The 15,703-nt window shown below is 40.4% G+C and carries 7 protein-coding genes and 9 pseudogenes; 6 read left to right on the top strand and 10 right to left on the bottom strand.

The window, feature by feature from the left end:
- Positions 1 to 52: 52 nt before the first annotated feature.
- From C3F22_RS18800 to C3F22_RS16870, 8 genes and pseudogenes are all read right to left on the bottom strand, one after another.
- On the bottom strand, positions 53 to 316 hold the full coding sequence (locus tag C3F22_RS18800) for a hypothetical protein (protein ID WP_104427061.1): 264 nt from the start codon (positions 314 to 316) through the stop codon (positions 53 to 55).
- Positions 313 to 522 (bottom strand): annotated as a pseudogene (locus C3F22_RS18795) (PepSY domain-containing protein); the annotation flags it as partial. The pseudogene C3F22_RS18795 and the gene C3F22_RS18800, both read right to left, overlap by 4 nt.
- 52 nt (positions 523 to 574) lie before the next feature.
- A pseudogene (locus C3F22_RS18665) lies at positions 575 to 823 on the bottom strand (IS5/IS1182 family transposase); the annotation flags it as partial.
- A 50-nt stretch (positions 824 to 873) separates the two neighbouring features.
- A pseudogene (locus tag C3F22_RS16890) lies at positions 874 to 1,209 on the bottom strand (IS481 family transposase); the annotation flags it as partial.
- Positions 1,210 to 1,273: 64 nt separating this feature from the next.
- Positions 1,274 to 2,369, bottom strand: a pseudogene (locus tag C3F22_RS16885) (ABC transporter permease).
- Complete coding sequence (locus C3F22_RS16880; RefSeq protein WP_004812069.1) at positions 2,366 to 3,496, bottom strand: ABC transporter permease; 1,131 nt, start codon at positions 3,494 to 3,496, stop codon at positions 2,366 to 2,368. Before C3F22_RS16880 ends, C3F22_RS16885 begins: the two are co-directional and overlap by 4 nt.
- Positions 3,496 to 4,626, bottom strand: coding sequence for an HlyD family secretion protein (locus C3F22_RS16875; RefSeq protein WP_004812071.1), 1,131 nt, complete (start codon positions 4,624 to 4,626; stop codon positions 3,496 to 3,498). The genes C3F22_RS16880 and C3F22_RS16875 overlap by 1 nt, the downstream gene beginning before the upstream one ends.
- A gap of 11 nt (positions 4,627 to 4,637) precedes the next feature.
- Positions 4,638 to 6,119, bottom strand: coding sequence for a TolC family protein (locus tag C3F22_RS16870; RefSeq protein WP_004812073.1), 1,482 nt, complete (start codon positions 6,117 to 6,119; stop codon positions 4,638 to 4,640).
- A gap of 368 nt (positions 6,120 to 6,487) precedes the next feature.
- On the opposite strand from C3F22_RS16870, the pseudogene C3F22_RS16865 reads away from it, so the two are divergent.
- From C3F22_RS16865 to C3F22_RS16855, 3 genes and pseudogenes are all read left to right on the top strand, one after another.
- Positions 6,488 to 6,673: pseudogene (locus tag C3F22_RS16865) on the top strand (transposase); the annotation flags it as partial.
- Positions 6,674 to 6,923: 250 nt separating this feature from the next.
- Positions 6,924 to 9,014, top strand: coding sequence for a TonB-dependent siderophore receptor (locus C3F22_RS16860; protein ID WP_004812079.1), 2,091 nt, complete (start codon positions 6,924 to 6,926; stop codon positions 9,012 to 9,014).
- Between the two features lie 112 nt (positions 9,015 to 9,126).
- Entirely contained in the window at positions 9,127 to 9,837 is a 711-nt protein-coding gene (locus C3F22_RS16855) for a hypothetical protein (protein ID WP_004812080.1), read from the top strand.
- Positions 9,838 to 10,348: 511 nt separating this feature from the next.
- Here the strand turns inward: C3F22_RS16855 and C3F22_RS16850 are convergent.
- Positions 10,349 to 11,629 (bottom strand): annotated as a pseudogene (locus C3F22_RS16850) (tyrosine-type recombinase/integrase).
- A gap of 178 nt (positions 11,630 to 11,807) precedes the next feature.
- Between C3F22_RS16850 and C3F22_RS16845 the strand changes: the two are divergent.
- The 3 genes and pseudogenes from C3F22_RS16845 (at position 11,808) to C3F22_RS16835 (ending at position 14,589) form a co-directional block, all read left to right on the top strand.
- Positions 11,808 to 12,676 (top strand): annotated as a pseudogene (locus C3F22_RS16845) (IS982 family transposase).
- Positions 12,677 to 12,823: 147 nt separating this feature from the next.
- A complete protein-coding gene (gene bioB, locus C3F22_RS16840) occupies positions 12,824 to 13,813 on the top strand; it encodes a biotin synthase BioB (RefSeq protein WP_104427060.1) in 990 nt (329 codons plus the stop codon).
- Between the two features lie 64 nt (positions 13,814 to 13,877).
- Positions 13,878 to 14,589, top strand: a pseudogene (locus tag C3F22_RS16835) (alpha/beta hydrolase).
- Between the two features lie 125 nt (positions 14,590 to 14,714).
- On the opposite strand, the pseudogene C3F22_RS16830 reads toward C3F22_RS16835, so the two are convergent.
- Positions 14,715 to 15,655, bottom strand: a pseudogene (locus C3F22_RS16830) (IS5 family transposase).
- Positions 15,656 to 15,703 lie beyond the last annotated feature (48 nt).

Below are 15,703 nucleotides of genomic sequence, written 5' to 3'. Positions count from 1 at the left end.
TGTCTTGAGAACCAATATGTTACAAAAACAGGGCTTTTTTTCTACTCTTTTTTTATATCGAACTCAGGTTAAAGATAAACAGTACAGGGCTTAGAAATATCCATAGAGCCACAAAGCTGATACTGGAGCTAAACCGGGTCCGTAATAAAACCATTGCAACGAATAAGAAAATACCTGCTGCGAATTTAGTGTACGTAGGAAAATTCGCTAAAAAAGCGTACCGAGATTTTCGGGTTTTTAGAATCTGCTTTGCACTTACAGTATAAAAGGCAAAGCAGCTTAGCCAAAGCAGACCGATCACTGCAATCCATATCATGTTGATGATTCCTGTTGCGTAACTTTTAGTTTGGCGTGAATTTTATTGACCGCCTTTTGATGAATAGGGGTAATTTTCTGGTGTAACAATAGGGCGAGAAGTGCCAAGCTCCACAACATCAGATCGATTCGCAGAAATGGCCAATAAGTCGCAAAAGAATCAACATATTACTGGGAAACTAAATAATAAATATCAATCAGGGGAAGGGCTTTGTTGCACAAAGGTTTGAAAGACAATGCTGCCCTAATTGAGCTAAATTCAAGTGACAACTTGGGTATTAGGGCGATCTAATTCTATGAATTTATTCAAAACTGCTACACGTGCATGAATCTCATCCACCTGACTAGCAAAACTCCTTGCTGTTAATTTATCGCCTAATCATTTGATGCAATGCATTTTGGTTTCCACTAAACTTCGATGATGATAACCAGACCATTTTTTCCAAAGTGACCGACCTAGCCGTTTGACTGATTTTAATAATTCATTCCTCTCTAAAGATCTCAATTTCTTATGAAGCGCTTTCTGACAGGCCGATCACCTTGTACCTTAGGCAGTCATGAAATACCATGCCGCTGCAAGCAGCGGTGTAACGACCAGCGTGTCAGATAAGGAATACTCGGCTGCAATGTATAAGGGCAATCGTCTAGCGGCAACAAAGTGCGTTTTCGAAAAGCAACAATTGCCGCCTCATTTTCAGGCGATAACACGCTTGAGCGAGGATTCTTTGGCCCTGTTGTAAGATCATCTACTGAAGTAAGTTTCTTCCATTTTGCGACAGTCTTTTGATTGATGCCGTAACGCTTGGCTAGCGTTATTAAGCTCTCTTAACTATTTTGTATTGCTCGACGCACTGTCTGTGTCGTTGTGGCGCTGTTGTGTAGAACTTGTCCCATAGTGCTGCATCTTTCCATTTCTCTGAGAATATTACACCATTAAAATCTGGGACTAAACACCTAGCTAGAAAGTTCCACAGTTTGAAATTAAACGTCGATAAGCCAAGAAAAAGCACAAGCTGCCGATCATTCCGAGATAAAGCAATTTAGGCAAGACTAGCTCTGTAGGTACACCCATCTGATTGAGTTGAATAAACATCTGCACAATTTGGGTGGAAGGCAGGATTTCGCCAACGACTTGCATCCAGATAGGCATTGCAGCATGCGGCCAGGCCGCACCAGATAAAAAGAACAGTGGAATGGAAGTGAATACAATCACATGACCCGCACGTTCCGGCAAATCCAGAAAACTGGCGAATGGTCATGCCAATTATTGTATAGATAAAAACTGGAACAGCCAGTAGCATCCCGAACAGGTTGCCACCACGTGGATAATCAAATAGCCAGAAGCTAAAGCCGAATAAATAGAAACATCCCAGACAGCCAATAGTAAAGACCGCTAAACACATCCCAACCAATGCATTTGCGTTTAATTCTACTTTTCTTTCCCGATATACTAAAATTAGCATACTCAAACCCAAAAGAATGGTTTGGTGAATAATTAAAGGTGCAACCGCAGGAAAGACATAGCTGCCATAGCCGGACAGCGGATTAAATAAAGGAATTTGATGCACAGAAAGGGCAGGTGAAAAATCCGAGACCTTGCCAAAGCGTTCAGTATAATCTGCCAAAGTTTGCTCAACTGATGTAGCTAAGCCCAGACCAATTTGTTTGGTCACTAAAAAGTTGGCCGTGCTTAAATACAGTCCAATTCCGCCTGTTTCACCATGCCTTAAGCTTTGCGATAAATTGTCCGGTAGTAACAAGATACCATCGGCTTTTTGAGATTCCATCCATTGTTTGGCTTCGGCAAAATTTCCGGTAATCGCCTGAATTTCGACATTGGGGCTTTGTGCCACCTGACCAATAATGCGGGTACTTAAGCTACTTTGTTCTTCATCGACAATAATAATCGGTAAGGCTTCAGCCTGCTGTGCCTGATAAGCGGTTGGATAAAAAAAGCTGTAAAACAAGACAGATAGAATCAGCGTGGTAAAGATCGTGCCGTGACTGACGATATCTTTAAAGCTTTGTAGATAGTAAAACCAAAGGGATTTCATGGTGTTGCTCCTTTGGCGATTTTTTTAAGAAACAGATAAGCCAGCAGAGCGTAGACTAGGGCATAGATCAGCAGCATTAATCCAGCTTGCAGTGAAATATGCAATGGACTACCAATCACCCATTGTTCAGTTTGTAATTTGGCATAGGGCGTGAACGGAATAATATTGGACCAGAACTGGGTGAATAGGGGCGCATTATTTAAAGGTAAGGTCACACCGGCAAAACTTAAAGATGAACCACCATAGACCGCAATGATGCCAAAAGATTTACTTAAATCTTTGGTTGCTAGAACCACTGCACTGCTTAAAAATGCATAAGCGCTATATAGCAGAAATTGTGCCGATAGAATCAGAGCGAGCGAGCCGGCAACAAACCAGCCGCGAATTTCAATCAGCCAGAACATCCAGATCCAGGTCCATAGACTAAAAATAGCCACATAGACCAGGTTCTTAGACAGTAATGTCATCCAGATGGATGAGTTGCTAATCCAGCTTGTTAAGGTCTGCCGCTTCAGTTCCTGACCGACGGAAAATGCCACACAACAACACAGCAGTAAATGCAGAATTGCCGGAATGACATAGAGTTCCAGATAGAATTCATAATTCAGTTGTGGATTATACAGCGGCGATATTTTGATATGCGGTGACGGTGCTTCGAGAGAAGGCAGCCGGTTGCCCAGATATTGCTGTCCGCTAAATTCAGCCAGTGCTTGCAGGGTACTGACCAGCATGGCAGAGGAAATGGTATTTCCGATACTGAAATAACTCTGGTTAAAGGCAATACTGATGTCAGCATCCCGGGCACGAACCAGACGTTGCTCGGCACCGCTGGGAATATGGATATAACCCCAAATTTTATTTTGATTTAACAGGCGCTCAATTTCAGCTGTTTGTTCCGACACCGTAGCAATTTTAAGAGTATGATTCAGCGCCACATGCTGATAAATGCTTTGACTCAGCGCACTCTGGTCTTGATCAATAATCGCAATCGGTAAATGATCCGGTTTCCCTTGAGCAAACATGCTGCTGAATAAAATAATCACCAGTGCAGGTGCGAGCGTGACCAGACACAGATCCCATTTTTCGCGGAGCAGATAGCGCAGTTCGCGCCATATACCCGTCCACATTATCGGGTCTCTTTCAGTTTAAATAACACGCTCATCCCAACTTTCAGTTCAGGAATCGCTGGTGTGGGCACAAGATGCAGCTTAAAACTTCGCACATCATAACCGCCGGTTTGGCGTGTGGTCTTAATGGTGGCAAATTCACCTTCAGCACTGATCTGCTTGATTTTAAAAGTGGCGGTTTTATCTAGGGCGGGAATATAACCTTCAATACTGCTCATTTTCTGAAACGGGGCATATTGGTCTTCACGAATATTCAGGCTCACCCACATTTGATCTTCAAACAGGCTGACCACAGGGACTGCGGTGGCTACCAGCTCCGAGACTTTGCCATAGGTTTTAGACACCGTTCCGTTTACAGGTGCTACTAATTGGGTTTCTGCTTCTAAAGCATTGGCTTCATTCAGCGCAGCCTGGGCAATATCTACCTGTGCATCGGCGGAACTCTTTTGCTGCGAAGTGCTGCCACGTTTGGCACGTGCGTATTGCTGATACGCCGCCTCTGTCATTTGCGCCGCTGATTGACTGGCTGCATACAATTCATCACGGCGCTGGCGTGAAATCACACCTTCCTTCAATAAATTTGCACCACGCTCATAAGAAACTTTGGCTAAATTTTGCTGTGCTTTCAGCGCTTGCCAGTTGGCATACAGACTGGCGATATTTTCTTCCTGCGAGCCGCGTTCAGCAGTCGATTGTAAGGCTAGCGCAGATTGTAAAGCCGCTGCGGCTTGCTGTTTTTTGGCCTGAATTTCCGGGCTGTTTAAGCGCACCAGTACATCGCCTTTTTTGACCCGCTGACCTTCTTCTACATAAATTTCTTCAATACGGCTTGGCACTTTGGTCGCCACCTGAACTGTTTCAGCTTCTACACGACCCTGCAATTCAAGCGGAGCCGGTTGGTAGCTTTTCCATAATCCAAAAGCGATGACTGCCAGCAGAACTGGAATCAGGGCGAGCAATAAATATTTTTTCTTTTTAGCGATTTCAGGAGCTTGTTGTTGCTCGGTCGAAGTCGTCGCGTTGTTTTCTATTTCAGTTTTTGTTTCTATCTGTTGCGCAGGCGATTTATCTGTATCGCTGGATGAAGCCGCTTCATTCACAGGATCATTGGATTGTTGATCTTCGTTCATGTTCGGCTCCATTAGCGAATATAGTGAGTGTTGGTATGTTGGATGTAGTTCGGAAATTCTGCAATCGAGCCATGGCTTTGTAATAGTGTGGCCAGTGACATCACATATTTGTAAGCATTCAAGGCAGTTTCGGCTCGTAGTCCGCTCAGCATATTTTGTGCATCGATGACCTGTATGGCGGTGCCCGTATCTTCTTTAAAAGACAATTCTTGGATGCGTAAATTTTCCTGTGCGGCTTTCAAGTTTTGTGCCAGAAGTGCATCACTTTGCTGTGCGCTGAGTGCTTCGCTATAAGATTTATAAATCAGATTTTCAATTTCCTGCTGGGTGCGTGCAGTGAGCAGTTCTGTGGCAGAGCGTTTGAGTTCGGCAGCCTGAATATTTTTGTTTTTATCGATCCCGGAAAACAGGTTATAGCGTGCGGCAACTCCGACAATCCAGTTTTCATTTTGATCCAGACTATATTCACCAAAAGCAAAAATATTCGGTTTTTTAGCTGCTTGCTGGGCTTTGACATTGGCTTGGGCCAATTGGGTATCCAGCTGCATTTTTTGAATCAGCGCAGAGTTTTGACTAAAGGTTTTCAGCAGATGATTTAAAGCCTGTGGCTCAGTTTTATTGACAAATAAAGGCGTCGAAAGTTCGGTGATGCCGCTTTCCTGAAGCAGATTATTCAGCTGGAACAGGGCAGCATTCAAATTGGCTTGCGTATTTTGCTGGCTGCGCTCGGCATTATTGCGTGCTACTTCAAACTGCATGCGTTGGCCTTTACTGATAAAACCTTGCTGTTCCATCTTTAAGGCATTGCGATAATGCTGCTGCATAGCATTCAGATTAAACAGCGCTGCTGCATGCAGTTGCTTTTGGAGCTGCACATTGAAATAACTTTGAATCAGTTCAAAACGCTGCGTGTCTTGCTGCTGTTTGTTGCTGAGCTGACTACGACCGACCTGAATATTGGCAATTTCTTTGGCACTACGGGTGAGGCCTCCGGTATATATTGGCATAATCACGGAAACAGTGGGGCGAATCACCTGATCTTCAAGGATGACATTAGACGTATCCGGAATCAGACCAACTCCGCTATGAATAGTATTGTTAAGTCCATCACGCAGTGGATCGGTAATACCTGCAGGTAGATCCACGCCATTACTGGCCTCCCACTCATTAAGCCGGCCATTCACGCCTTGGGAGAGTGAATTCTCCAGATTATTTTTAAATTGCTTTAATGGAATATCGACTTCACTGTGAAAGGCATAGGCACGAACATTCAGATCGACACGCGGTAGACCTACGCCTTTTACTGCTTCAGCTTCAAGTTTTGAAGCCTGTTCCAGACTTTGATAGGCTTGGCTGCTATAAGAATTTTGCAACAACTGACGTTCAGCGTCCTGAAAGCTGATGCTCTGTGCATGAGCAAAGCTGCCATACATCATCGATGCAAGCAGATTTAAACCCCAGACAAGCTGTCTTTTATTTTTCTTTAAGTTCATAAAGTCGCTAAACTGATTTAAAGCCGGTGATGTTATCCGGCTAGTATAAATCAAAGGTTCGTAGATAGAACTAGTGTAAAGTTATAGTATTGTTTCTTGTACATTTGTCTATAAAAAAGGAAGCTTATGCATCCTTAATTAACCCGAATCGCGGATAAGAAATTGACTTGAAAAATAAGAGGACTAGAGGCATCAGTTGAGTTACCACTGCTTCCGCCAAATGTTTAAATAAACCCTTGTTTTTAAAAGGTTTTATTTTTTATCTAGGGTTTTACCCCTCAACCTACCCCTCATCAAATTTTGGATGTGAAAAGGGCTTTGTTGCATAAACCTAGCCTAGAAAGATTATTCAGTCCTATAATTTCAATATGAATAAACCTGCTCCTAAAATCTATCGTACAACTAACTGGTCTTCCTACAATCGTGCCCTCATTAACCGAGGTAATATTTCCATTTGGTTTGATCCAAACACTCAGTGGTATGCACAAGACAAGCAAGGTCGAAATCACACTTACTCTGATACCGCTATTCAATGCTGTTTAATGATCAATACTCAGCAAGTTTTATATAGACCGCAATATTCGGGGAAATTTTTACTGGAAAATAACGAAAATGGTGGAAAACGATTCATTCTAAGTCATCTTGACGATGTGATCAGATTCAAATTTTGTAATATCTCGATTTCTAGTCTCCCAAAACAGTGCATATATTTAATAAATAGTAAATATAAATAAAAATCATTATTATTTGTTGTTTTGGTTTTTTTATAATGCTTCCATACATTTCCATTCGTTCTGCCGCCAAATGCCATATAGATTACTCCCACTTAGTTCAGCAATATTAGCAATCATTAATGTGTCGACTCATGCTCAGGCAACGGATACTGAAACAGCTCAAAGTTTACCGACGATAACAATTCAAGCTCAAGCCGAACAAAAGGAAAATAAAGAGTATGCTGCAAAAACTGCATCCTCTGTATTGCGTTCAAATGATCCTATATTTGAAACGGCACAATCCATTAGTGTCATAACGAGTGAGCAAATTCAAGAAAAACAGCTTAAAACTGTTGCCGATGCTTTAGAAGGCGTTGCTGGTGTTACATCAGGTTCATATGGGCGTCGTGGTTGGGATGATTTTATCATTCGTGGTCAAATTTCGAGTGCGCAAACCTATGTTGATGGATTGCGCGTGCAAACTTCAACAAATGTCTTAAGATCTGAAGATATTAGTGGATTAGATTCTATTCAAGTTGTGAAAGGGCCTACTTCTGTGGGTTTTGGTTTAGCTCTGCCAGGGGGCTTGGTGAATTTAACGACAAAGCGCCCCGAAGCGGAAACGTTTTATCGGACCAATTTGAGCTATGGAAGCTATGGGCTTAAAGAAGGCACATTTGATATTAACTATGCGCCAAATCAAACTGAAAAAGGGGCATTTCGTTTCGTTGGCCGTGTGTCTGATCAAGATGATCCGACAGATTATGTATATTTTAAAAATCAGTATTTAGCATCATCATATAACTTTGATTTAAATGATAAAAATGATCTTTCTGTGATTGCTAGCTATCAGCACAGAAAATATATTCGAAATCAGGGAATTCCGCAAAACTATCAAAATTATGGACGTAACATTTTTATTGGAGAGCCTGATCGCTATTATGATGTGGACGTATATCGTGTAGGCAGTAACTTCACTCATTATTTTGATAATGATTGGATTTTTAAGCAGAATTTTGCTGTGACGAAAAATAGCAGCTGGAGTAACTCAGTTTTTGCGGCTTCTGGAGCGGCCTTCCCAATTGTGAAACGGCAAGTCAATTATCAAGATAAGCAGGATACTAATTTTGCATTAGATAATTATCTGCAGCGAAGTTTTAAAACAGATCATATTGATTACGAAGTGACAGCCGGAGTTGATATGATGAAAGAGCGCAGTGACTACTATCAGCGGGTTGATAATGTAAACCCGATTGATGCAGATAACTTAGAGCATGGCATTACCCCTACGACGCAAGGCAAGCCGTCATGGAATTTGACCTATAATCAATATACCGGGCTTTATTTAAGAAATACCATTAAAATTGATGATCAGTGGATTTTAGGCTTATCTGGACGCCATGATTGGACGCAAGTGAGTGTTGAAAACCAAATAAATAATACAACCGTACAAAACTCGGATAATGCATTTACGGGCAGTGCATCATTGATGTACCGCATCAATGATTTCTTTGCGCCCTATATTAGCTATTCAACTTCATTTATGCCTGTAACCGATACTGGAGCGAATAGTACATTACTCGACCCCGAAGAAGGTAAACAAACGGAAGTTGGTATGAAGTTTCAAGGACTTGACCAGCGTTTACAAGGATATATCGCTTACTATGATCTCACGCGCCGCAATGTTACAGAAAATGATTCAACTCTAGGCTATTCAATTCAAACCGGTGAGCAGCAAACCAAAGGCTATGAAGCAGAATTATCTGCAGCTCTGTCTAACCAATGGCATGTATCCGCTGCCTATAGCTATATCCCAACTGCTGAAGTCACCGAAAGTTTAACCAGCAGTGAGATTGGGAAGCGCATTAATCATGTCCCTAAAAATGCAGCATCATTGTCTAGCCAATATTATTTTAGCCCAGATAAACTGGGATGGAATATGGGGGCAGGAGTACGTCTTCAAGGGGAACGAACAGCACAGCGTGGAACATATTCTGTCCGTATGCCGAGTTATACGTTATTTGATGTGAATGCTGGCTACGATGCTCAACGTTGGGGCATGGGTTTAAGCATTAAAAATTTATTTGATAAAGATTATATTCAAGGTACAACACCCAATGCCCAGTTGCTCAGTTTTGGCAGCCCGCGAACTTTTCTCTTTAATGTGAAGTTTAAATATTAATCAGTTCTTGTTTTTCGTCCATTGAACATTTTGTAGTTAAATTTAACCATATATTTTTGAGGAACTTTGATTTGAACGATCAAAGTTCCGATGTCTTTCAAGGTATCACACAGTGAAAAAACTTTTTTTAATGCTGATTGCTGCACTGAGCCTAGGTTTTTTAACAGCATCCATGAGTGCATTTGCAGCTAAAGTGAGTACGCATATCGCATTAATTTCTCAGATAAACGGGCCATCATACGCAAATGATTTGGCTATAAAACAGCACTTAGAAGCCTTGGGATATGCCGTTCAAATATTAGACCAGCTCCAAGATCCAAAACAAATTAAACAAGTTGATGCAATTATTTTGTCTTCAACAGTTGGATCAAAAAACTTAAAAGCAGGGTGGCGTCAGTTAGAAATTCCACTGATGACATGGGAAAGTGATTATATTGATGATTCAGCCATGACGGGGAAACGCTCAGGTCAGGATTTTGGTGAAGTCGATAAAGCTCGATATTTATGGCTTGTAAATGCGCCACACCGCTTATCTGCGAATTTACCTGCGGGCACGCTGAATGTTTATAAAAAACAGACCATGATGAATTGGGGGAAACCTGGATTAGGGGCTACGATCATTGCGACGGTCTACGGCGAACCTGAAAAAGCAGCGATTTGGGGATATGAAAAAGGTGCAACTATGGATTATGAATCTTTAGCGCCAGCTAAACGGCTGATGTTCTTTCTTCATAATGACACTTTTTCAGACTTGTCTTCAGATGGGGTTAAGCTATTCGATGCGAGTGTAAAGTGGCTGATGGCGCCGGAAAATTCAAAGTGATGGCAATATAGTTACAATTTTTAGGGTGTATCCTTATTTGATGTATATATTCCATTCTTCTCATCTATTGAAATAAAATATTTTTATGCCCTGTCTAAAATTAATTATTTGAATAGATTTCGCAGAGTTTGAACTGATGAAATTTGGATAAAAATCTAACAAACCACGAAATTTTATGGTAGCTACTTGTTGGAAGATTATGAGGCGGGGCAACTACAAAAACTTACCTTGCCTTTGAGGTAGATGTATACCCGACTTATTTTGAAATGATTGTGGAAATTCCACAATTGTCAAGTTGCAAGTTGATTGAAGTCGTAGGAATTATCGATGATCTGATTGTCGATAAAAGCTATGTCTGAAACAGCACTTCTTGCAGTAAGCAATTTGTTTGGAAGTAAAAATATTGAATAGTTATGTTTCGATACATAAAATAAATTTTGTGCCAAATTGACATCACAACTTTATTTTTAATCTAAGTCTTTGTAATAATATAATTATATTTTTTAATCCATCACTGGATAATATTTTGATAGCAAAACTTTGCCCAATCACTCATCAATCCTTTTCGTTTTTCTAGATAAGCACCACGTAAATAAGCCGCTTCTACTTCATCTGGTAATTTATGTGCAAGCACATGCTCACAAACTTCACGTGGATAATCGGTTTTGTCAGCAGACCAGTCACGAAATGTAGAGCGGAAGCCATGTGTCGTGATTACTCTATTCTGTTTAGGGTCAAGATAGCCTAAGCCATTTTTCTTTAAACTTCTGTTCATGCATTCGTTTGATCAGAGTGGTCAATTACATGTCAGAAAGCATCTGCCCATTACGAGGTGCAGGAAAAATGAAATCTTGTGCTTGAGTATATGCTTGAATTGATTTAAGCAAATTAATAGCTTGTTGAGACAAAGGAACACGATGCTCTTTATCTGCTTTCATTCGTTCTTTAGGAATAATCCAAACCTTTTTCTTAAAATCAATTTCTTGCCATTTTGCCCCAAAAATCTCACCAGAACGGCAAGCAGTTAAAATTGCAAATTCTAGGGCTTTAGGAGAAATACCTTTTTTCTGTCTTAGGTGCTGAATAAATTCAGCAAGATGTTCATAGGGTAACGATGGGTGAGGGCGTGATTCCTGCTTTAAATTACCTAGAATTGGTTCTAGATTGCCTTTCCATTCAGCAGGGTTATCACCTACAAAATATCCCATAGCTTTGGCATAATCAAAAATGGTTTCTATACGACCACGAATACGTTTAGCTGTTTCATTTTTATCAATCCAGATAGGCTTAAGAACTTCGGCAATATCAACTTTAGTAATGGTACTAATACTCATATCACTTAAAGTTGGGTAAATATAAGTTTCTAATGTAGAAGTCCATTGACCAATATGTTTTTCATTTTTGAGTTCACGGGTTTTATTTGCTATAACAACTTTTGCACACTCAATGAATGTTTTGTCACGTAGTTTCTGAATATGAAGCTTGTTGAGCTGTTCTTGTTTATGTGCAATTGGATCAATGCCATTTCGAATTTGTATTCTTAATTTTATTGCTTTAGCACGGGCTTCAGCTAAAGAAACTTCGGGGTAGGGACCAATACCAATATCACGGCGATGAGGCTTTAACTTTCCGTCTTTATCTAGACGTTTTCCCACTACTGCACGTAAAATCCAGACACGAGAACTATTCACAATACGTAGGTGCAAACCATCTACACCACCGACAGCATGCCTACCATTTTTTTGATTTTTGCTACACTGAGTGCCGAGAGTTCTTTGGCTTTTTTAGGCATAGGGTTATTCTTGTCCCACATAACAACCCACATAGAATATTGGAAATGGTTGGATTAAGCAAGACGTGGTTGGGAAGTTTTTGTTTTAAGTTATTGAAAGATAAATTTATATTGGATTGAGGCGGACTGTGTAAAACAAGTGTTATACGGACACACCAAACTCAAAACTCTAGTTCTGATGTTCAATAGTACCGAATTATTCTGCGTAATTGATGATTTTTCTTAAATTTGAATCAACTTATTGAGAGTTTCTCAAACAAAACCGTGGTTCCTTAAGAATCAGAACTGCTCAATTTACAATTTCAGAAATCTGCTTTATTGCCATTTGATACAAATGCTCTCATTTCAATAATTTCAAAGCCTTTTTTTAGCTGGGTAAAAGAAGGTAAAAGCCATTTATTTAAGTACTTGCCTTGCTATCAAAGGATGATTCATCTAATCAATATGCATGAATTAGCTCTACAAGCCTTACATGTGACACTGATGAAAGGCCAAGGTACACAATATCTATGGATTGATTCAACAACTCTGCCAGTTTGTAAAACTCAACGTATTCAGCATCATAAATTATTAGTCCAAATTGCATCTCGTGGTAGAAGCTCAATGGGCTGATTTTATGGCTGTAAATTACATATTGCGATGAATCAATTTGGTGAAATTGGCTGTTCTGCTTTATCGAATGGATATGTTGCTGACATAAAAATGGTTGAGCAATTGGTTGCTGGTGTAGAAGCAAAACTTTACGGGGATCGAGGTTACATCAGCCAAGAATTAAAAATTAGATTGAAATATCAAGGTATTGATTTAATTATTTATCATCGAAAGAATATGCAGGCTATTCAACTTTGTGTATCAGATGAATATCACCTAAGACAACACAATAAGATAGAAACATTATTCAGTTTATTGAAGGGGCAATACAATTTAGTGACGAGTAAAGCACGTAGTCTTCATGGATTTCTGCGTGGAATTTACGCCTCACTATGTGCATATCAACTCCCTCATCAAAATAAGCCAACAATTCAAATTAAGGAATCATCGGCTTAAGCAGGATTCGAGTTAAATAAGCTTTCAAAATAGCTTGATAAACTAAAGCTATTTTAAGCAGGCAATGAATATGAAATAAAACGCTAAAGAAAAATAAAAAAAACAGCGTATGATTTACTCAATTGAATTTTAGATGATGCAGACAAGATGATCCGTAATGATTGGTCACGTGCCGAAATACAAGAAATTTATGACTTGCCTTTAATGGATTTACTGTTTCAGGCACAGCAAATTCATCGCCAAAACTTTGAACCGAATACTGTTCAGGTCAGTACTCTGCTTTCAATTAAAACGGGCCGTTGTCCGGAAGATTGTAAATACTGTTCGCAATCTGCACATTATGATACTGATCTGGAAATTGAAAAACGCGTAGAAGTACAAAAGGCGATTGCTGAAGCCAAACAGGCCAAAGCTTCCGGTTCGACCCGTTTTTGCATGGGCGCAGCATGGCGTAACCCGCATGAACGCGATATGCCGTATGTGCTGGAATTGGTGCAGGAAGTCAAGAAACTGGGCATGGAAACATGTATGACCCTAGGGATGCTGAATGCCTCACAAGCGGAACGTCTGAAAGATGCAGGGCTAGATTATTACAACCACAACCTTGATACCTCACGTGAATATTATGCCAATGTCATCAGTACACGTAGCTTTGATGACCGCTTAAATACGCTTGATCATGTGCGTAATGCCGGAATTAATGTCTGTAGTGGCGGTATTGTCGGCTTGGGCGAAGGCGTACAAGACCGAGTCGGTTTGTTATTTGAACTAGCGACTATGCCGATTCACCCGGGTTCGGTGCCCATAAATATGCTGGTTCCTATTGAAGGCACACCACTGGCCGATGTTGAAAAACTGGATGTGATTGACTGGATTCGTACTATTGCGGTAGCACGGATTATTATGCCGAAGAGTTATATCCGCTTGCCGGCAGGTCGTGAATCTCTCTCTGACTCTGATCAGGCACTGGCATTTATGGCTGGAGCTAACTCATTATTTTCAGGTGATAAATTGCTTACTGCCCCGAACAGTGGTGAAGGTAAAGACAAAGCCTTGTTTGCTAAATTAGGCTTAAAAGCTGAAGCTGCCAAGAAAACAGCTAAAGAATTGGCTGTAGATGCGATGCAACCTGCTTAATTAATCGTGTAACAAACAGGGATCATTTCAACTTGAATTGGTCCCTTTTATTGGAGCAGACAAAATGAAGATACTGATGATTACGGGTTGGGGGCTAGGAACAGCGGTCTTAACCCCCGTTTGTAGAACAGTTACGGCAGCAGCATCAAGTTGAAGTATGGGATATTTTTGATCCTAACGTGGAAAGTATTTTGGCCGAAAAAGTTAGGCAGGCGAGTTCTTTTGATGTCTTGATGGGATGGTCTTTGGGTGGACAGTTGGTACTTTTGCTGACTAATGAAATCCAGCAACAATTGAAAATTGCCAAGCCAGTGATTTGCTGTATGTCAAATCCCTGTTTCGTGGCCAACGAAGCATGGCCACAGGCAATGCCAGTTGAACAATATACACAATTTAAATCCTCCATACTGGCTGATCCCAAACGCGGGATGCAGTGCTTTTGTACCTTGGTCACTTTAGCTGGCGCAGCAGCACGTGAACGTACAAAATTATTGCACCAACAGTTAAATAGTATTGATTTAAACTATCAGGTTAAGCATCTTTATCTATTGCAGCAATTAAATCTAGTGGATATCTTAAAAAATCATTCAGTCAAGATGCTATTTATATTTTCCGAGAATGATATGTTGGTTCCTTACAAAGTTAGTCAAGAATCTGTGTTTTTAACAACCCAAAATCTGAATTTGGTAAAAATACAGGGCACGCACGATGCCATCCTTTTTGATACCAAGTTACTCGTTGAGCCAATTTTAAAATTTTTAGCCGATCTGGCTTAAGCAAAAAGAAATTGGTAGCTCTTGACGTTTCATTTTCAGATTTAACGCGCTAAGATCAGTTTTAGTTTTAATAGGCTTTGTTGCACAAAGATTTAAAAGACAGCACCTGCTTATCTGAACAGAACTCAAGTGACAACTTGGGTATGAGGACGACCTAATTCTGTAAATCTGTTTAATACTGCTATGCGTGCATGAATCTCATTGACCTGACTAGGAAAACTCCTTGCTATTAATTTATCGCCTAATCATTTGATGCAATGCATCTTGGTTTCGACCAAACTTCGACGATGATAACCAGACCATTTTTTCCAAAGCATTCTTCCTAAACGTTTCACTGTTTTTAATAATTCATTCCGCTCTAAAGATCTCAATTTCTGATCTTTCCATGGTTTTGCATTTTTTCTTGGTGGAATGACCGCATGTGCATCTCGATCTAAAATGACTTGTCTGCAGTACTTCGTATCATAAGCACCGTCGGTATAGACCGAATCAATTCGTTCGTCTAAAGGAATTTGAGCAAGTAAATCATCGAGTACTTGTGAATCGCTCACATTATTTGTAGTGAGCTGTACTGCACGTATTTGCAAGGTGTCGGCATCAATACCAATATGAAGCTTACGCCATTGGCGACGATATTCAGGTCCATGTTTCTTACGTTTCCATTCACCTTCACCTAAAAACTTCAAACCAGTTGAGTCTACGAGTAGATGTAGCCCATCGCTACTTTTTTGATAGCTAATCGCAATATCAATATGTTTTTGTCTTCGACAAAGCGTGCTGTACGAATATCGCTGATATTCGGAGCAGCTCATCCACACAGTTTAATCAAACTTTGAACAAAACCTGTGACCATGCGTAAAGAGAGTCTGAATAGAGATTTGATCATTAAACAGCATTGAATAGCGGTATCGGAGTAAGTTTGATTTCGACCTTGCTTGCCTTGTGGTTGTGCATACTACTGAGTGTTTGGATCAAACCAAATGGAAATATTACCTCGGTTAATGAGGGCACGATTGTAGGAAGACCAGTTAGTTGTACGATAGATTTTAGGAGCAGGTTTATTCATATTGAAATTATAGGACTGAATAATCTTTCTAGGCTAGGTTTATGCAAC

Source organism: Acinetobacter sp. ACNIH1 (assembly GCF_002934695.1).
GTDB lineage: Bacteria > Pseudomonadota > Gammaproteobacteria > Pseudomonadales > Moraxellaceae > Acinetobacter > Acinetobacter variabilis.
This window is presented reverse-complemented; position numbering and strand designations above follow the sequence as displayed.